Here is an 18577-nt window from a genome sequence, read left to right as displayed (position 1 = left end):
CAATAGAGCAGACTGCTCCCATGGATCGTGAGAGGATCAAGCCCTTTTTATTTGGCTTCGCTGAAATCCGCGGTAGCTGATAGAATATCTGTGCTGAATACAGATCCTCACCCCCAGTTGACCGTTTTGACAGGAAACCATCCCGTATTGCCGGGCTGAAGATCCCGCAACAGCCTCTTTTAAATGAACGTACTCGTTTTTGACCACACGACCCTTGTCACGTTTGTTTCGGCGGCGATGGTGGTCATTATCTCTCCCGGTCCCGATACGATATACACCTTGACGGAGAGCCTCCGTCACGGGCACTATGCTGGAGCGGCCGCCGCGTGTGGAACGGCAACAGGTGTTCTCGTTCATACGACAGCAGCGGTACTCGGCTTAGCTGCGGTTCTCCGAACGTCGGCGCTCGCCTACACCGTCGTGAAGTACCTCGGCGCCGCCTATCTCGTCTACCTCGGCGTTCAGAGATTCCGACACGACGAGGACTTCGAGATTCGGAGTACACTCTCTGAAAACAACACCTCACTCAGACGGTCATACAGGCAAGCAGTGACGATCAATGTCTCCAATCCCAAGGTTGCCGTCTTCGTCTTGGCCTTTTTCCCACAGTTCATCTCACAAACCGCAAGCGTATCTCTCCAAATTTCGATCCTGGGTGTGACCTACGCCGCTCTTAGCGTCTTGTACCTCCTGATCGTGGTGGCATTCGCCAGTCGGGTACGACACGTTATCGTGGACTCCAAGAGAATTTCCAGATTCATACAGTACGCGAGCGGTAGCGTACTGATCGGTTTCGGGTTAAAGTTCGTAACCGAGAAGCAGCCTGGTGCGTAACCCCGAAAATCGTGATAATCCTATTCGCACGGCGCTAGCGCGCGAGACCCACGCTCTGTCTCTCACACGGCCAGAGCGAACGGCGGATTATTGGTAGAAACACCACACACGATGTGGACGTGTCCACAGAGCGATATACATATCACCTGTAGAATACATGACTAATATGGCTGTTTAGGAAACATTCTTCATGATTTACTTCGACCGGAGAGAGTTCAGGATATTCCGGAATCACACGGAAGCCGTTGTAGATATATACGAATATTTTTCATGGACCAATATTCAATCCTGTCTGTGACCACCACAACTTACGGTCTCTTGGCATTGGCACCGCCGCTTCTGGCGATCGTACTGGCGATGACGACACGGCAGGTGTTAGTCTCCTTGTTCGCCGGCGTCTGGATCGGCGCGATGATTGTGGCGGGCTGGAATCCCATCGCTGCGACATCACTCACCATGGACTGGCTTGTCGAGGTATTTCGGACACCGTTCAACACGAAGTTTATCATCCTCATCATGTTCATGGGAGCGGGCGCGGCGTTCATTCACCGCTCCGGCGGCATACTGGCACTAGAGCAATGGATCGGCGACCGAGTCGACAGCGCTCGCGAGTCGCAGATCCTCACCTGGCTTATCGGGGTATTCATCTTCTTCAGCTCATACACCAGCACGATTGTCACGGGCAACGCCACACGGGATCTCGCTCAGGAGAACCGCTCCTCCCGAGAGATGCACGCCTACGCACTCGACTCGACGACTTCGCCCGTGGCGACGTTCGGGCCGGTGTCATCCTGGATCGGCTACCAGGTATCGATGATTATCGCCGGCTTCGAGGCCGCCACGGTCACCGCCTCGGAACTCGGGATGACCCCCTTTGGACTGTTCCTCCAAAGCATCCCGTGGAACATTTACTGTTTCATGGCGTTCTTCATGGTCGGGTTCATCGCGATCACCCAGCGGTTCTTCGGCCCGATGCTCGACGCCGAGTGGCGGGCGCGTTCCACCGGTCGGACTATTCGGGAGGACGCGACGCCGCTGTCGGACGTCTCGCAGGACGTCGGCGAACCCAGCGATACGAATCCGACGCTCGTGAATTTCTTCGGCCCTATCCTGGTGTTGCTCGTTGTTAGCCTGGTCTCCATGTGGTGGCTCGGTGGCGGCCACAACCCTGGCGTCAGCATCTCGAAGGCGTTCCAAGAGACTGACGTGGCTCTCGGTCTTCTGTACGGTTCCTTCGCGTTCATGATGTCGGGCTTTATCGGCGCGCTCGGCTACCGGACAATGGACCTCGAAACGGCCAGCGACACCATCATCCAGGGATTCAAAACGATGAACATCGCCATCGCGATCATCGTGTTGGCGTGGTCGATCGGTTTGGCTGCCGAGGAGGTCGGCACCGCCCAGGTTATCGTCGATGCGATGGTCGGCAGCGGCGTCCCCGGGAGCTTCCTTCCAGTAATTATCTTCCTCGCGGCGATGTTCGTCGCCTTCACGACCGGCACTTCCTGGGGAACCATGGCCATCCTGACTCCGCTAGCAATCCCGCTGGGGTATGAACTGGTCGGTCCCTCTATTCTCCCCGTACTCGTTGGAGTGCTGTTCGGCGGCGCCATCTACGGTGATCACAGCTCGCCAATTAGCGACACGACCGTCATGTCGTCGATCTTCTCGGGCTCTGATCACATCGACCACGTAAATACCCAGATACCGTTCGCGGGAACTGCCGCGGTAGTCACGGTGTTCGTGCTCATACTATACGGTCTGGGTCTCCAGACGGCCTACATCGCTCTGCCACTAGCGCTTGTTCTGACGACGGTCCTAGTGTTCGCGCTGAATAAGTTCGACGCCAGACGCAAGGGGCTCCCCGAAGTGATGCCGTCTGCCGACGCCATCGAATCCGGCGAGGTCGACGTTGACGCCATCGAACGCGGTGAGGTCGACGGCAACAACGGAAGTCACGACCACTTCACGCTGGTCCCGGTGCTGGCGGTTGTCATCGTCGCTGCGTACCTCGCGCTCGTGTTCGCATTCGCGGCGGTAGGTACCTGAATCGACATCGCCCGCTGACTCCTTTCTGCCCACCGGCTGCGTTCCGACATCCGCTTCGCATCTACGTCTTCGACCCGCGCGAACGACCGGCCGCGTCAGACGATCTTCATCATCCGCGTCTCGAACTTCCCGACGCGGACGCGGACCCACCCCGCCAGCTCGTCGTCGAGGTCCGGGTCGTCGGTGTCGACGCGGAGCGCGCGCACGTCGTCGAGTTTGGCGCGCGACGCGACGACTCGGAGGTCGCAGCGCCGGATCACGGCCGGCGAGATCTGCGGGTTGCCGCGCCCGAAGACGAACCCCTGCCCGCCGATGGGCGAGACGACGATGACGTTCTCCTCGCCGAGCGCGTCGAGTATCTCCGCCTCCGTCGCGTCGCGGACGACCACCTCGCCGTCGCGCCAGACGTCGACGCCGATCGGGGACGGCTCGAAGCCGAGTTCGTCCTTGATCGCGCCGACGGTCGAGCCGGGACCGAGGACGAAGGTGATCCCCTCGCCGTCGCGCTCGCGGACGTCCGCCGCGACGCCCTCCGCCAGCGACTCGACGGTCCCGCTCGCCGTCTGCTTCGACGACTGGAGGTCGTCGGCCACCGGCACGTGCGCGACCCCGCGCAGCTCCGGGTGGACCTCGCCCTCGCGGTAGGCGTCCTCGTCGATGTCCATCACCTCCCTGCGCTCGGTCCGCGAGAACGAGGCGGCGACCTCCGCGGCGTCCTCCGGCGACACCGCGAACACCGACGAGTACACCTTCACCCCGGCCGGGACGCCGAGCATCGGCACGTCGGTCCCCTCCAGCGCCGCCGCCACGTCGCTGGCGGTCCCGTCGCCGCCGACGAACAGGACGAGGTCGACGGGGTCGGCGGCGGCGGGCTCGTCGCCGTCGCTCGCCTCGTCACCGACATCCGCCCCGCCGTCGTCCACGTCCGCGAACGCCCGCACGGCCGCCGCGGTGTGCGCCGCGGTCGTCGCCGTCGGGTCGGGCGTCTCGCCCCCGAACGGGTCGACGACGCTGACCGGGTCGAAGCCGGCGTCGCGGACGGCCGACTCGCCCATCGGGTCGGCCGCCACGGAGACGGTCGCGTCGGGCGCGACCGCGGCCAACCGGTCGAGCATCCGCCGCGCGCGGTCCGGTGCCCGCGGCTCCGCGCCCCGCTCGACCGCCTCGGCCACCTTGCCGTCGGTTCCCTTCAGTCCGACGCGGCCACCCATCCCGGCGACCGGGTTCACCGCGATCCCCACGTGCATGACAGACGTTCGCCGCGCCGGCCCCTTAAGACAGACGCGTCCGGCCGCGGCGCGGCGGCTCCCGAGACCGGCGGCTCGCCGGATCGACTCATAAAGCCCCGCAACAACGGGACACGGGAACCAACCGGTGTCCGCTCGTAGGTGTGAGCGCCGGTGGAACGAGCCCGCCATCGGCGACCTGCTCGTCTCATCGGGACTGGATCCCTCCCGCGGTAGCCGCCCCACGCCCACGTCTTCCGGTCCCGTTTTCGCGCCCGTACGGCCCGACCGCGACGGCGCGCCGGCCCGCCGAGAATCAACGCTTAATACGCCCCGGGAAAACTCCGAGATATGATACTCGAAGCCGCCGTGACGGAGCCGCTGCCGATCAGCGCGACCGCGGGCGCGGTCCTGCTCGCGAGCCTCGCGCTCGTCGCCGTGTGGGTCGCGTACCTGTACCGCTGACCGAGCCGGCGGCCGTCAGTCCGTCTCGTCTCCGACGTCTTCGGCCCGGTCCTCGACCGACCCCGACCCTTCTCCGACCGGCCTCGGCTCGACCGCGTCTGTGTGCTCGCGGACCCACGCCGCGGCGCGCTCCGCTTCCGCCTCCCTCTCGGCGGTGATCTTCACGCTGACGACCTCCCCCGGGTAGGAGCCGACGCGCACGTCGAAGCGCTCCCGGAGCGACGCGAACCGGTCGAGCAGTTCGCTCTCCGGCTCGTCGACATCGACCGTGAGCACGTGGGTCAGCGTCCCCGCGAACTCGTCTTCGACCAGTTCGAACATCGCCTTCATCTCCCCCGGTACCCCGGGGAGGACGTAGACGGACTCGACGACCGCGCCAGGGGCGACTCCGGCCTCGTTCGGCAGCGGCCGGCAGTCGGCGGGGAGGTGCGTCGTCTCCGCCGCGAGGTCGCCGCCGCTGTACCCGCGCTCGGCGAGCCACGCGGCGGCCTCCGCGTTCTCGGCCAAGTCGCGGCCGAACGCGGCCGCGACGGCCTCCATCGTCACGTCGTCGTGCGTCGGGCCGAGGCCGCCGGTGACGATCACCGCGTCGTACTCGGCGTGATACTCGTTGACGACGCGCGCGATCTCGGCGACCTCGTCCGGGACGACGGTCACCCGCCTGACGGCGACCCCGCGGGCGTCGAGGCGGTCGCAGAGCCACGTGGCGTTCGTGTTCTCGGTGTCCCCGACGAGGAGCTCGTCCCCGACGGTGACGACGGCGGCGTTCATACCCGACTCAAGCGGGGCGCGGTAGAAAAGGACCGCGGCGCGGGCGGGGGGAGCGGCGACGGCGACCGGGCGCGCCCGTCAGAGCAGGCCGTCGTCGTCGTCCTCGTTGACGCCGAGGCCGAGGTCGCGCCGGCGCTCCCTGAGCGCCTCCAGCTGGCGGCGGAAGTAGAGCGTCCCCGCGACCGCGGCGACGGCGGCGATGACGAGGATGACGCCGAACACAACGAGGTCGCCCTCGCGGTACGACTGGACGACGATCGACCCGCCCGTCACCTCGTCCCAGACGATCCGGTCGCGGTCGCCGACCGTCTCGACCGTGTGGTCGCGCGGCGACACGTGCCCGACGATCGGCACCTCGGTGCTGAAGTCCGGCGGCAGCGTCACCGCGTACGACCCGTCGACGTACGCGCGCATGCTGAACCGACGGGGCGACCCGGCGCCCGAGAACGCCGCCTTCCCGCCGCTCATGTCGTCCGCGAAGCGGATCCACGTCTCGTCGGTCGTGCGCTCGATCTCGCCGCCGCGCTCGCGGAACTCGCTGCCCGTGATCACCTCGCCGTCGGGGTACTGGTAGCGGAACGCCTCGAACTCCAGCGGCTGGTCGCCGGCGTACGGCGTCTGTCGGTACAGCCGGATCTCCTCCCCGTCGCCCACCGCGTACACGACGGTGTACGTCGCGTCGGTGGTGAGGTTGAACGCGGCGTCGCGGTTCGTGTCGAAGTCGTACGCGTGCGGCGGCTCGGCGTCGAGGGTCTCGTTGGTCACCTCGCCGCCGCCGGTCGCGTAGCCGAGACAGCCGGCGCTGACAGCGAGGAGCGCGACCGTCGCCACCGCGAGCGCGAAGCGTCTGTTCACGTATGTTCTCCGTTCAAACGACGCAGCGCATCTCCGCCGGGAGGTACGAGCCGATGGCCGCGAGCAGCCCCGGCGGGTCGGTCCCTTCCGCGCAGACGATGCTCTGCTCCAACAGCCCCAGCCGATCGACGGTGACGATGTCCTGCGCGTGGCCCGCGCGGTTCACCGTCGCGCGCGTCTCGCCGCGGGTCGCCGAGTTGACGTTCACCCGGCCGTCGCCGCGCTGCCAGTCGTACAGGCGGTCGCGCTCGGCGTCGGCGAGTCGGGTCGGCTCCGCGTCCGGGTCGCCGGCGTCGCCCCCGTAGACGAACCGCATCGGGAGGTGTTGGACGAGGCCGAACCGCTCGACGACCTGCTCCGGCGAGCCGACGCCGAGCCCCAGCTCGTCGGCGGGGACGAACACGTCGACGCCGGCGTCGAGGGTGATACCCACGTCGTCCCACGATTCGAGGGTGCCGACGTACGTCTCGCCCGCTTCGAGGCCGCCGTCGTGGGCGACGATCTCGCCCCACGTCTCCGCGAGGACGTTGCGCGCGACCGGGGCGTCCTCGCCCGTCACGTCCACCTGGACGAAGTCGTCGTCGCGGACGCCGACCTGCCAGTCGACGTCGAGCTCGCCGACGTCGTTGGCGACGAGCGAGGTCATGCCGTCGAGCGCGCGGTCGCGGGCGTCGCCCTCGACGTAGCACTTCGTTGCGAGGACGACCATCAGGCGGTCACGTCCGCGTTGAGCTCGTCGCGCAGCTCCTCGATGCGCTGGTCCATCGCCTCGCGGAGCCGGTCGTTGTCCATCGCCTCCAGCGGCGAGCCGCACTCGGGGCACTCGAAGCCGAAGTCCATCGCCTCGCCGAACTCGAACCGGATGGAACACACCTCACAGAGGTAGAATTCGTGGGTGCGCTCGTACTCCTCGCGCTCCTCTAAGGCGTCGAGCAGCCGGTACATCTCCTCTTGGAGGTTCTCCGGGATGTTGTCGTAGTGGAACGTCCACAGGTACGTGAGCCACCCGGAGTCCTCGTCGCGGACGCGGCGGTACGTCGCCAGGTCGTTCTCGTACAGGATGAACAGCGCGCGCCGCACGTCGTTGAGCTCCAAGCCGAGCTCCTCGGCCAGCTCCTCGTCGGTGACCTCGCCGTCGGGCGGCGCGGCCGCGACCGGCATCCCCGTCGGCCCCACCAGCTCGTGGAGGTACTTCTGGATGACGGGGTCGTTCAGTAGATCCTCAAAAGCCATTACGAGAATCTGGTAGTGGAATCGGGTTAAAACCTCCGAAAGGCGCGGTCGCGACGCGTCCCGTCCGGCCGGAAATCGGGCCCCGAACCGCTCGCGACCGACCCGCGGGTCCGGCAGAGCTTTACGCGCCGTGGCTCACACTCGCCCGTATGACTGACTCGGTCGACGGCCGGGGCCGACGCGCGCTGGGGACCCTCGCGCTCCTCGCGGTCCCGGCGGTGCTGGCGGCGGTCCCGCTGGTCCCGCTCGCCGCGCTGCTCGGCCCCGACGGGCTCGGATTAGTCCCGCTCGGCGCGCCGGCCGGGCTGCTCGCGGCCCTCGTCGTCGGCCCCGCGCTCTCCGCGCTGCTCGGTCCGGTCCTCGTCGAGCGACGGGTCGAGCGCCTCCCGGACGCCGACCTGGACGACCGCCGCGCCGACTTCGTCGCCGACCGCGTCGAGGCCCTCGCGGCCGAGGTCGGCGTCGACGCCCCGGCGGTCACCGCGGTCCGCGTCGACGCCGCGAACGTCGCCGTCGCGGACGGCTACCGCGGCTCGCGGCTGGTGGTGTCGACGCGGCTGCTCGCCCTCCCGAAGGCCGACCGCGACGCCGCGCTGCGCCACGCGCTCGTCAGGCTCCGGTCGCGGCAGGCGCTGCTCGCGACCGCGACGCTCCCGGCGCTGGCGGCCGTCGAGACCGCGGCGCTGCTCGCGACCCTGCTCGTGGGACGCCGCGGGGACCGCACCGCCGCGGACCGCCGGGTCAACCGGATCCACGGGTACGAGCCGGACCGCGAGCGCGTCCCGTCGTGGGCGTACGCGGCCGCCGGCGTCCTGCTCTGGGCGGTCCTCCTGCCGGCGTGGGTCCCCGCGACGGTCGGGGATCGGCTCGGCGTCGCCGGGGGCCGCCGCGCCGCGGACGCGGTGGTCGCGCGGGCCGGGACCGAGCGGCGAGTCGGGCTCGGGAACGCGGTCGCGTTCGCCAGCGACGCCGCGGGTGCCGGCGACTGGCCGCCCCTCCTCGACCGGCTCTCACTCGTCTCGATGGCCGACGCCGAGACGGGGCGGGTGCGGGGGACGAGCCGGCAAGAGGCGCGGACGCGGCTCGCGCGGCTCCGCTCGAAGCGGACGCTGTAGGCGGCGGGCGTCCGGACGCCCTCGGGTCGCTCAGGGCCGCGCCGGGACCTCGAGGCGGATCGTCGTCCCGTCCTCTCCCGTTTCGATGTCGAACTCGCCGCCCGCCTTCGCCACGACCCAGTACATGAGCCAGATGCCGAGGCGGTCCGCGTGGGTCAGCGAGGTCTCGCCCGCCTCCAGCACCTGCGTCTCGTGGTCCGGGATCCCGGGGCCGTCGTCTTCGACCTCGATCGCGATCCACCCCTGCGGACGGCGCTCGACGCGCACCTCGACCGACGGCGTCTCCCTCTCGTTGTGTTTCACCGCGTTCTCGGTCGCCTCGGAGACGGCGACGGGCAGGCCGACGGCCGTCGTCTCGATCGGTCCGTCGCCGGGCAGCGACAGGGTCACCGACGCGTCCGGGTAGCGGCTGCGGATCCGGTCTCGGAGCTCGACCAGCTCGTCGCGGAGGTGTATCGGCTCGTCGAGCCCGGGCGCGGAGACCGTCTCGTCGACGGTCTGGACGGCGCCCGCGATACCGGTGAGGTCCGCGGCCGTCTCGGTGATGACGTCCAGCGACCGACGCCGCGACTCCTCGTCGGGGTCGTCCCGGAGGAGGTCCGCGTACCCCTCGATGAGGTTCATCTTGTTCCGGAGGTTGTGGTTGAGCACCCGGGCCATCACCTCCAGCCGCCGCTCCCGGATCTTCCGTTCGGTGATGTCGGACTGGAACCCGACGTAGCTCGTCACCTCGCCCGTCGCGTCGCGCAGCGGCGCGATGGAGAGCCGGTTCCAGAACTTCTGCCCGTTCGCCCGGTAGTTGAGGATGTCGACCTCCACCGGGCGCTCCTCGTCGAGCGCCGCCCGTATCTCGGCCGGCGACTCCTCGCCGGTGTCCGGGCCTTGGAGGAACCGGCAGTCCTCGCCGAGCACCTCGTCGCCGTAGCCGGTCAGCTCCTCGAACTGCCGGTTACAGTACACAAGGGGATTGTCGTCGCCGTCGGTCGCCCGCGCGAGGGTGATCCCGAGCGGGGCCTCGTCCATCGCCTGCTCTTTGCGCCGCAGGTCCGCGACGGTCCGCCGGAACCGGAGCGACGTCCGCCGCCGCTGGATCAGGTTCGAGACGCGCGTCACGAGCGCGCGGCGCCCGACCGGGAGTTCGACGACGTCGTCGACGCGCTCCCACGCGGCGTGACCGAGCCCCGCCCGCGACCCCTCGCTCACCAGCAGCGCGAACGGGAGGAACGCGGGGTCGGCGCGCTCGCGTCGGGCGTCGACCGCGTCCGCGGCGGCCTCGAAGGCACCGGCGTCGAGGAGGCAGCAGTCGAACTCGCCCGCCAGCGCGTCCGGCGACTCGGCGGTCCGGACGGCGTACCGCTCGGACAGGGCCTCGGACAGGAGCCCGCGGTCGCGGTCGGCGTCCATCAGGAGGAGGACCGTCGCGCGGTCGCGGCCGGGCTCTCGGCCGACGGCGGGGGCGGTGTCGTCGCCCGCAGCGCGGTCCGCGGACGCCTCCTCGTCGGGACGGCCCGCGGCCTCGCTGCCGTCGCCCGCCCCGGACCCCGGGTCCGACTTCGAGTCCATCTCACCGTAGCTGAGGCGGGGAACCACTAAGAACTACCCCATATATATCACGGTCGCCGTCGAGTACCACGATATGACACCGTCGCTATCCGAACGGGCGTCGACCGGCGTCGCCGGCCTCGACGAAGTGCTGTCGGGCGGGCTCGTCCCGACGCGGAGCTACATGGTCCGCGGACAGGCCGGGAGCGGGAAGACCATCCTGGGGTTCCACTTCCTCCAGCAGGGCGTCGACGAGGGGGAGACGGCGCTGTTCGTCAACCTCGAAGAGGACCTCCGCGACCTGAAGGCGAACGCGGCCGCGCTGGGCTTCGACGCGGACGCGATCGAGTTCCTCGACCTGAGCCCGGGCGCGGACGCCTTCGTCGAGGACGAGTCGTACGAGGTGTTCGCGCCGTCGGAGGTCGAGCGGGAGCCGCTGACCGACCGGATCGTCGAGGGCGTGACGGCGGTCGACCCCGACCGGGTGGTGGTCGACCCCCTGACGCAGCTCCGGTTCCTCCTCTCCGACGACTACCAGTTCCGGAAGCAGGTGGTCGGGTTCATGCGCTTCCTGAAAGACCGCGGGGCGACGGTGCTGTTCACCGTCCAGAACACGCCGTCGCTACCGACCGACGACCTCGAGTTCGTCACGGACGGGACGATCCGGCTCGACGCGGGGCCGTACGGGAAGACGGTCGGCGTCCCGAAGTTCCGCGGGTCGGCGACGCAGAGCGGCGACCACGCCTACCGGATCACCGACGCGGGGATGGAGGTGTTCCCCGCGCTCCAGCCCGGGACGCGCGACGAGGACCTCGCGTTCGAGCAGGTGTCGTCGGGGATCCCCGAGATCGACGAGCTGCTCCACGGCGGGATCGAGCGCGGCACCGTCACCATCGTGAGCGGCCCGACCGGCGTGGGGAAGACGACTCTCAGCACCCAGTTCATGAAGGAGGCGGCGGGGCGGGGAGAGCGCTCCGTGATCTACCTGTTCGAGGAGAACCGGGAGACGTTCCTCGCTCGGTCGCGGGCGGTCGACATCCCGGTCGACGAGATGCTGGCGAAGGGGACGCTTCAGGTGATAGAGGTGGAGGCGCTAGAGCGGTCGCCACAGGAGTTCGCGCGGATGGTCCGCGACGAGGTCGAAGGCGAGGGGGCCGACATCGTCATGATCGACGGTATCGCCGGCTATCGGCTGACGCTGCGTGGCGAGGAGGAGCAGATGCTCCAGCAGATGCACGCGCTCGGCCGCTACCTCAAGAACGCGGGCGTCACCGGCGTCTTCATCGACGAGACGCGGAACGTCACCGGGGAGTTCCACGCGACGATGGAGAACATCAGCTACCTCGCCGACAACATCGTCTTCCTCCGGCACCTGGAGGTCGGCGGCGAGCTCCGGAAGGCCATCGGCGTGTTGAAGAAGCGCACGAGCGACTTCGAGCGGACCATCCGCGAGTTCAAGATCACGGAACACGGGATCACCGTCGGCGAGCCGATGTCCGGCCTCCGCGGCATCCTGAGCGGGACCCCGGAGGTCGTCGAGCGGGACGCGGGGCAGGTAGAAGGGCCCGGCGATAGCGACGAGTAAGCGAGGGTCGGTCGCGGCGCTCGGACCGTCACCTCACTCGTCTTCGGTGGGGTCGTCGTCACCCGGGCCGTCACCGCGATCATCGTCGCCGCGCTCGCCTCCCTCCGCCCCGTCCGCGTCGACCACCGTCTTGCCGGTCGCCTCCGGCACGACGCGGCGGTCAGCGTCGGCCCACTCCCGATCCAACTCCTCGCCGTCGAACAGGCGGTCGAGGAAGACGGCGAGCCCCGCGACCTCCGAGTGCGGCTGGTTCGTCACGCCCACGTTGAAGTCGGCGCGCTCGTACAGCGCCCACGGCACCTTCTCGCCGCCGACCACGACGAGGAGGTCGCGCGGCGGCGACGCCTCCCCGAGCGCGTCCGGCTCGTCGAGGCCGACCGCCTCGCGGATCGCTCCCTCCACGTCCTGAACGCGTTCGCCGTACATCGTGAGGTGGACCACGACCCCGTCCCAGTTCCGGACGATCGCCTTCTGGTCCTCGCGCAGTTCGACCGCGAACGGCCCGCCGAACCGGCCGGTGATGTCGCGGACCGTCTCCGCCGACTGTCCGGCGTTGTCGGGGAAGATCACTCGGTCGGCCCCGAGCGCCCGGGCCGTGAGCCCGACGTGCGTCGTCATGCGGTCGTCGCGCCCCGGCCGGTGGCCGTACCGGAGGACGACGACCTCGCGCGCATCGTTCATGCCACCGACTGCGGGGGCGAGTCGGGTGTCGCTTTCGATGCGAGCGCGCGGCCCTGCGGTCTCGTTCTCCTCGATCTGATCCGTATCTATGGATCAAAGAGAGAATAAACGGATGGATGTGACCACGTAACTGAAAGCTTCATGTGGGAGGCGGTCGCGGTGTGACGCATGACGAGCGTCAAGGAGTTCCGCGTCGACGAGCCGGCGACCGCCGACGGACTCGGTCGGGGGCGGTTCGCCTTCACGGACGCCTACTCGGTGTTCGACTGGGGGCAGATGCCCGACGCGATCCCGCACAAGGGGGCGAGCCTCTGCGCGATGGGCGCGTTCAACTTCGAACTGCTGGAGGACGCCGGCGTTCCGACCCACTACCGCGGGGTCGCGGACCCGGGTGCCGCGGCGGACGACCGAGCCGAGCCGGACCCCGTCCCCCTCGCCGAGGCGACCGCGCCGCCGACGGAGATGGCCATCGACCTGACGCAGGTCCCCGACCTGCCGTACGAGGGCCTCCACGCCGGCTACGACTACGACGCCTTCCACGCCGCGGGCGGGGAGAACTACCTCGTCCCGCTGGAGGTCGTCTTCCGCAACCGGGTCCCGATCGGGTCCAGCCTGCGGACGCGCGCGGAACCCGCCGAACTCGGCCTCGACGACCTCGGCGGGCCCGACGGCGAGTGGCCCGACGAGCCGGTCGACCTCCCGGAGCCGGTCGTGGAGTTCTCGACGAAGTACGAACAGCAGGACCGCTACCTCGCCCGGGCCGAGGCCGACGGGATCGCGGGGGCCGCCGACGTCGACGCCCTCGAGGCCCTCGCGCGCGACGTGAACCGCGTCGTCACCGAGCGCGCCGAGGCGGCCGGGTTCGTCCACGAGGACGGCAAGATCGAGTGCCTCTACGTCGACGGCGAGCTCCGGGTCGCGGACGTGGTCGGCACCTTCGACGAGAACCGGTTCTCCTACGGGGGCCGCGGCATCTCGAAGGAGGTCGTCCGCCAGTGGTACAAGGCGAACGACACCGACTGGGTCGAGGCTGTGAAGACGGCGAAGACCGCGGTCGCCGACCGCGACATCGACGACTGGCGCGAGCTCTGCGAGCCCGACCCCGACCCGCTCCCGCCGGCGGTCGTCGACGCGGTCTCGGCGCTGTACGCGGCCGGGACGAACGCGTACACCGACCGCGAGTGGTTCGACGTACCCGACGTCGAGGCGGCGCTCGACGCGGTCGACGCCCTGTAGGGCGGTCCCGAGAATCGGGGAAAGCGACCGTCGAATCATCACGATCGACGACACGCGAGGGAACCTCTTTACCGCCGACGCGCGTGGATTCGCGCATGTCCACCGACGCGAATTTCGGGGAGCGCCTCGAATCTCAGACCGTCGCGTACCTCGACCGGATCGACGACTGCGTCGCCCTCCTCCCGCGGGCGCTCGACGAGTACGCGAGCGACGGCGCGTACGACGAGACGGTCGCCGAGATAGCCGCCGTCGAGAGCGAGTGCGACGACCTCGTCCGCGGGCTCACGGCGCTCATCACCGACGCCGGACCCGACGACATCGGCCTGTTGAACACGCGGATCAACTTCAACGAGTCCGCGCTCCTCGACTTCTACAACGAGCTCGACGTGGTCGCGAACCACACCGAACGGATCGTCGAAGAGGTGGCGATGATGCGCCCCGACGCGGACGTCGAACCGTTCGCCGACATGCGGGAGATGGCGACGCGGATCGCCGAGATGACCGCGGTCCTCGGCGACGTCGTCGAGGGGTTCGTCAGGGGGCTCGCGCGCGCCGACGCCACCGAGACGCTCGCCGAGGGGATCGAGGCGATCCGCGCGCTCGAAAGCGAGTGCGACGACCTCCGAAACGACGCCATCGATACCGCCTTCGCCGACGAGTCGATCGACCAGCCGCTCGTCCACCGCGAGCTCGCGATCCTGCTGGACGAGCTCGCGAACACGATCGAGGACCTCACCGACCGGATCGTCGTGATCGCGAGCAAGGAGCCGGGGATCGTCACGGACGCGGACGAGTCGTAGGCCGCCCTCCGCCCGCTCACCGCCGCGCCCAGTCGAGCATCCGCGCGTAGAAGGGGTCCGTGCCGAGCGCGTCGGCGTCGCCCACCAGCGTCAGCTGCTTCTTGGCCCGTGTGAGCGCGACGTTCATCCGCCGGTGGTCCTCGAAGATGGGGCCGTCGAGGTCGCCGGTCGCGACGAGGGACACGACGATCACCTCCTTCGAGGAGCCCTGGAAGCGGTCGACGGTGTCGACCGTCGCGTCGGTCCGGCGGCCGATCTCAGCGACCTGCGCGCGGAAGGGGGCGATCACGCCGATGTCGTCGGGGTCGACGCCGGCGGCGACGTAGGCGTCGACGATCGCGGCGACGCGCTCGGCCTCGCGGACGTTCCGGTTGCCGTCGCGCTCGCCGCCCGGGTCGACGAACCCGACGCCGCCGGTCAGGTCGGGGGCGAGCGCGTCGGGATCGACGCCGAGGTCGGCGAGCGTCTGCCCGGCCACCTCGGGGGTCGCGGGCCGGAGCGCGCCGTCGTAGAACTCCGCGGAGGCGAACGCCTGAATCCGCTGGCTCATCCGGTACTGGCGGTCGAGCATGACGCTCGCGTCGGGGTACGCCTCGATGAGCCGCTGGAAGAGCGAGGTCGTGAGGTCGTTCTCCGCGCGGACGACCGGCGGGAGCTGCTCGTGGTCGCCGACGAGGACGAACCGGTCCGCGAGGTTGATCGCGGCGTGAGTCCCCGGCTCTGTGAGCTGAGAGGCCTCGTCGACCAAGGCCACGTCGAACTCGCACTCGCGCATGACTCGGGATCCGCAGGCCGCCGTCGTCGCGGCGACGACCGGCGCGTCCCGCAGCTCGGCGGCCTTCGCGTTCGGCTCGCCGCGCTGGACGAGGCGCACGTCCCGCATGTCGTCGCGCACGCCGGTCTCCGTCCCGACTCGGAGCACGTCGTCGAACCCCTGATCCCGCAGGGCCTCCAGCGCGTTGTCGACCGCGCGGTTGGTGAACGCGGAGAGCAGCACCCGGTTGCCCTCCGCGACGAGCGCCCGGATCGTCCGGGCGATGGTGTACGTCTTCCCGGTTCCCGGCGGGCCGTGGATCAGCGCGCAGTCCTCGGCGTCGACCGCGAGCGAGACGGCCTCGTTCTGCGCCGCGTTGTTGTCGATGTACGTCTCCGGAGCGTCGACGGGTCGGTCCGCCGGGTCTCGGAACTCCGGGTCCCGCCGACCGAAGACCACGTCCTTGCGGTCGGGGTCGCCCTTCAGCACGGCGTCGTGGAGCGCGGTCAGCGAGCGGTCGACGGATATCTCGGAGGGGTAGACGTCGAGCCGCCGCAGCTCGACGGGCTCGTCCGTCTCGACGACGACCTCGTCGCCCCCGAGCGCGGTGATCCGGCCGAGCTCGGCGTGGCCGGCGACCGGGTCGCCGTCGCTCGCGAGCGCCACGTCGCCCTCGCGGAGCTTCGAGACGGCGTCGCCCGGTTTCCGGGCGCGGAGCTCCCACCGGGCGTCGTCGATCTCGGTCTGCGCGACCGGCTCCAAGCCGATCAGCGCGCGGTCGTCGGCCGCGCGCTCCTCCGGGGTCTGCTCCCACAGCTTCCGGTACTCCGCGTGGGTCTCGCGGCGCTCCTCTTCGAGGGCGACGTAGAAGCGGTCGAAGTAGTCGCGCTCCGCGTCCGGGATCGGCGTCCCGATCTGGCCGGCCTTCGACTCCTGGTCGAGCCGGCCGGAGACGACCATACAGGCGTCCTGCTCGAAGCAGTAGCTACAGGTCGCGTCGGCCTCGTACCCCGTCGGCACCGTGGGGCGCTCGCCGGGGTCGTCGAGCGCGCGCCACTCCATCGCGGCGAGGGCGTTGCGCTCGCGGACGACGAACTCGAGGAAGCCGCGCCCGACCGTGAACTCCTTGGCCGGCGCTAAGTCGCCGGACTCCTCGTTGCGGTCGAGGGCGGTGTTCTTCGTGTACAGCAGCGTCCCGATGTCGGGGTCGACGCCGCGCTCGTCGAGCATGAGCGCGTAGCACGCCGCCTGAACCTTGTCGTGGAACCGCGGCTCCCGCTTGGTGTTCTTTCCCGTCTTCAGTTCGACCGGCGTGCCGCGTCGGAGGGCGTCCGCGCGGCCCTTTAACCCGAACGTGGGCGAGATGAGGGAGAACTCCGAGCGCCACGTGTCCTCGTCGGCGAGCGTCCCCTGCGCGAGCCACCCCTCGACCGCGGCGGCGTTGCGCCGCACCTCGTCTTCGACCTCCGCGGTCTCGTAGCCGAGCAGTCCGAGTTCGAGGCCGGCCTCCGCGACGCGCTCCTCGACGGACGCCTCCAGCTCCATCCCGCGGAGCAGGTCGCCGAACACCTCGTGGACGATGGTCCCCTTGACGACCGGGTAGTTGAGCGGGATCCCCGAGAGCTTATTTAAATAGTACATCCGCGGGCACTGGACCCACGACCGGATCCCCGTCACGTCGACGAGGAAGTCGGGTTCGAGGACGACCCACGACTCGTCGCTCGTCGCGTACCCCGTCTCCCCGCGGTACTCGTCCTCCTCGGGGTCGGTGACGAGCAGCTCCATCCCCGGCTCGGCGTGCTCGGCCGTCTCCGTCCACTTGCCCCACAGCGTCACGTCAACCGGGTCGCCCGCGCCGCGGTCGGGCCGGATCCGCACCTCGCGGAGGTCGCGCTCGCCGTACGACGTCGACACCGTCCGCGCCTCCCCGACGGAGAGGATCGGCCCCCGAACGTTCACGTCCCCGCTGGGCGGCGACACCGAAAAACGCTGTCGGTGGGACCGGTGGCGGCCGGCGCACGACGCCGACGAGTCGAGGGGCGAACGCCCGTCAGGCCCGCCGCCACCGACACGCTCTTGCGCCCGCGTTTCCGAACTGTCGACCGACATGCGCGTACGAGACTGGGACGACATCCTCGCGGACGTCGCGAGCGACTCGACCGACCCCGACGGCTGGCGCGCGGTCGCGGGCTCCCGCCGCGGCGGCCTCGGCGAAGACCTCTACTTCGGCCACCCGAGCGTCGGTCTCTACCACCTGAAGACGTACGCCAAGAACCCCCGCGACCTCCGCGGGGTCGGGGCGCAGATCGCCCGGAAGGTCGACGACGGAATCGACCCGCTCCTCCCGGACGCCGACAGCGACGGCCGGTTCGCGGTCCGGTCGGCCCCGGAGGACGAGGACCACGCCGAGGAGATGGCGACCCGGCTCACCGAGACGCTGCGGGTCCACGCCGAGGCGCCGACCGACCCGGACCACCTCTTCGAGGACGTGATGGAGGCCGTCGAGTCGCCCGCGTTCGGCCCGATGGACTACGAGTTCGACGGGCGACCCGACGAGCTCGACGAGCTGTCCGACACCTTCGAGGAGGCCGAGGAGCTGCTCACCAGCGAGCTCGACGACCTGATCGAGGACGACGACGTCGACCGCGGCTTCCACTGAGCGGCGGCGGGACCGCGCCGCCGCGGCGGGCCAAGCCATGTCGGACCCGCCCCATCGGTTTTGTCGCTCCGACGCCAACGGGGCGCATGGGAGTCAAAGAAGACACGGTGAACGGTCTGATATCGCTCGGTATCGGCGTCGCAGTCACTTGGTTCGCGGCCGACGACGGGGACCACGACACGACCGATCTCCTCGTCGCGGTCGCGATCAGCTCCTTCCTCTCGGGCTACTTCACGAGCTACTTCGCGAAGTGACCGGTGACCGGTGACGCCCGGGCCGCTCGGTGACGTCCCGGTGGACCGCCCGCGTCAGATCGCCGTCACCCACGCGCGGTACTCGTCGTCGAGCTCGTACACCTCCCGGAAGGCGCGCTCGACGAACCCGGCGACGCGGTTCGCGTCCGACCGCGCGGTGACGACCGCGTTCGTCCCCTCGGCCTCCTCCGGGCTGACGAGCTCGTCGATGCGGAACTCGGGGAACTCGGAGAGGAGCGCCTTCAGCCGGTCCAGCTCCGCGTCGGTACAGTCGAGGATTAGCTCCGTGCCCGCGAGCTGGATCCACGGCGGGACCTCGCCGCCCTCGGTGTCGTCGCTGTCGGGGTCGACGTCGACGGTCATCACGTCGCCGGAGCGCGCGCGGTGCGCGGCCGCGGCGTCGGCGAACAGCTTCAGGCGCTCGTCCCCCGTCGCGGCGTCGAATCGGGTCATACCCTCGCTCCGCTACGACGGGGCTTAAAAATCCGGACTCCGCCGCCGCGCGGTTCGAGCCGACC

17 protein-coding genes are annotated in these 18577 nt (G+C 69.3%); 8 read left to right on the top strand and 9 right to left on the bottom strand.

Features of this window, described 5'->3' with window-relative positions; genetic code table 11:
- Positions 1 to 183 precede the first annotated feature (183 nt).
- Both C464_RS05620 and C464_RS05615 read left to right on the top strand, forming a co-directional pair.
- The gene (locus C464_RS05620; RefSeq protein WP_006112661.1) at positions 184 to 834 is read left to right on the top strand and encodes a LysE family translocator; all 651 of its coding nucleotides are present in this window, start codon (positions 184 to 186) and stop codon (positions 832 to 834) included.
- Between the two features lie 357 nt (positions 835 to 1191).
- Positions 1192 to 2883 (top strand): Na+/H+ antiporter NhaC family protein, encoded by a 1692-nt coding sequence (locus C464_RS05615; protein WP_049910914.1) that lies wholly within the window; start codon positions 1192 to 1194, stop codon positions 2881 to 2883.
- A 95-nt stretch (positions 2884 to 2978) separates the two neighbouring features.
- Here C464_RS05615 and C464_RS05610 read toward each other — a convergent pair whose 3' ends face one another.
- From C464_RS05610 to C464_RS05590, 5 genes are all read right to left on the bottom strand, one after another.
- The gene (locus C464_RS05610) at positions 2979 to 4130 is read right to left on the bottom strand and encodes an ATP-NAD kinase family protein (RefSeq protein ID WP_006112659.1); all 1152 of its coding nucleotides are present in this window, start codon (positions 4128 to 4130) and stop codon (positions 2979 to 2981) included.
- 459 nt (positions 4131 to 4589) lie between these two features.
- Positions 4590 to 5345 (bottom strand): competence/damage-inducible protein A, encoded by a 756-nt coding sequence (locus C464_RS05605; protein WP_006112657.1) that lies wholly within the window; start codon positions 5343 to 5345, stop codon positions 4590 to 4592.
- 78 nt (positions 5346 to 5423) lie between these two features.
- On the bottom strand, positions 5424 to 6200 hold the full coding sequence (locus C464_RS05600; protein ID WP_006112656.1) for a DUF5803 family protein: 777 nt from the start codon (positions 6198 to 6200) through the stop codon (positions 5424 to 5426).
- A gap of 13 nt (positions 6201 to 6213) precedes the next feature.
- The gene (locus tag C464_RS05595) at positions 6214 to 6909 is read right to left on the bottom strand and encodes a DUF2110 family protein (RefSeq protein WP_006112655.1); all 696 of its coding nucleotides are present in this window, start codon (positions 6907 to 6909) and stop codon (positions 6214 to 6216) included.
- Complete coding sequence (locus tag C464_RS05590) at positions 6909 to 7433, bottom strand: transcription factor TFIIE subunit alpha (RefSeq protein ID WP_006112654.1); 525 nt, start codon at positions 7431 to 7433, stop codon at positions 6909 to 6911. The genes C464_RS05595 and C464_RS05590 overlap by 1 nt, the downstream gene beginning before the upstream one ends.
- Positions 7434 to 7582: 149 nt before the next feature.
- Here C464_RS05590 and C464_RS05585 point away from each other — a divergent pair, with 149 nt between their 5' ends.
- The gene (locus C464_RS05585) at positions 7583 to 8548 is read left to right on the top strand and encodes a hypothetical protein (RefSeq protein ID WP_006112653.1); all 966 of its coding nucleotides are present in this window, start codon (positions 7583 to 7585) and stop codon (positions 8546 to 8548) included.
- Positions 8549 to 8578: 30 nt separating this feature from the next.
- Here the strand turns inward: C464_RS05585 and C464_RS05580 are convergent, their stop codons facing one another.
- The gene (locus C464_RS05580) at positions 8579 to 10111 is read right to left on the bottom strand and encodes a PAS domain-containing protein (protein ID WP_006112652.1); all 1533 of its coding nucleotides are present in this window, start codon (positions 10109 to 10111) and stop codon (positions 8579 to 8581) included.
- 73 nt (positions 10112 to 10184) lie between these two features.
- Here C464_RS05580 and C464_RS05575 point away from each other — a divergent pair, with 73 nt between their 5' ends.
- On the top strand, positions 10185 to 11675 hold the full coding sequence (locus C464_RS05575; protein ID WP_006112651.1) for an ATPase domain-containing protein: 1491 nt from the start codon (positions 10185 to 10187) through the stop codon (positions 11673 to 11675).
- 33 nt (positions 11676 to 11708) lie between these two features.
- On the opposite strand, the gene C464_RS05570 is transcribed toward C464_RS05575, so the two are convergent.
- Positions 11709 to 12356 carry a tRNA (cytidine(56)-2'-O)-methyltransferase gene (locus C464_RS05570; RefSeq protein ID WP_006112650.1) on the bottom strand — a complete coding sequence of 216 codons (648 nt, stop codon included), beginning with the start codon at positions 12354 to 12356 and terminating at the stop codon, positions 11709 to 11711.
- Positions 12357 to 12524: 168 nt separating this feature from the next.
- Here C464_RS05570 and C464_RS05565 point away from each other — a divergent pair, with 168 nt between their 5' ends.
- Together C464_RS05565 and C464_RS05560 are read left to right on the top strand one after the other, a co-directional pair.
- Positions 12525 to 13592 carry a phosphoribosylaminoimidazolesuccinocarboxamide synthase gene (locus tag C464_RS05565; protein ID WP_006112649.1) on the top strand — a complete coding sequence of 356 codons (1068 nt, stop codon included), beginning with the start codon at positions 12525 to 12527 and terminating at the stop codon, positions 13590 to 13592.
- 95 nt (positions 13593 to 13687) lie between these two features.
- Complete coding sequence (locus C464_RS05560; protein ID WP_006112648.1) at positions 13688 to 14392, top strand: DUF47 domain-containing protein; 705 nt, start codon at positions 13688 to 13690, stop codon at positions 14390 to 14392.
- Between the two features lie 16 nt (positions 14393 to 14408).
- Here C464_RS05560 and C464_RS05555 read toward each other — a convergent pair whose 3' ends face one another.
- Positions 14409 to 17105, bottom strand: a complete 2697-nt coding sequence (locus C464_RS05555; protein WP_006112646.1) for an AAA domain-containing protein — start codon at positions 17103 to 17105, stop codon at positions 14409 to 14411.
- 148 nt (positions 17106 to 17253) lie between these two features.
- Between C464_RS05555 and C464_RS05550 the strand changes: the two genes are divergently transcribed.
- Both C464_RS05550 and C464_RS19160 read left to right on the top strand, forming a co-directional pair.
- Entirely contained in the window at positions 17254 to 17805 is a 552-nt protein-coding gene (locus C464_RS05550) for a hypothetical protein (protein ID WP_006112645.1), read from the top strand.
- An 86-nt stretch (positions 17806 to 17891) separates the two neighbouring features.
- A complete protein-coding gene (locus C464_RS19160) occupies positions 17892 to 18059 on the top strand; it encodes a hypothetical protein (RefSeq protein ID WP_006112644.1) in 168 nt (55 codons plus the stop codon).
- Between the two features lie 54 nt (positions 18060 to 18113).
- Here C464_RS19160 and C464_RS05545 read toward each other — a convergent pair whose 3' ends face one another.
- On the bottom strand, positions 18114 to 18512 hold the full coding sequence (locus tag C464_RS05545; RefSeq protein WP_006112643.1) for a hypothetical protein: 399 nt from the start codon (positions 18510 to 18512) through the stop codon (positions 18114 to 18116).
- Positions 18513 to 18577: the final 65 nt, after the last annotated feature.

The sequence above is a fragment of the Halorubrum coriense DSM 10284 genome, from assembly GCF_000337035.1.
Lineage (GTDB): Archaea > Halobacteriota > Halobacteria > Halobacteriales > Haloferacaceae > Halorubrum > Halorubrum coriense.
This window is presented reverse-complemented; position numbering and strand designations above follow the sequence as displayed.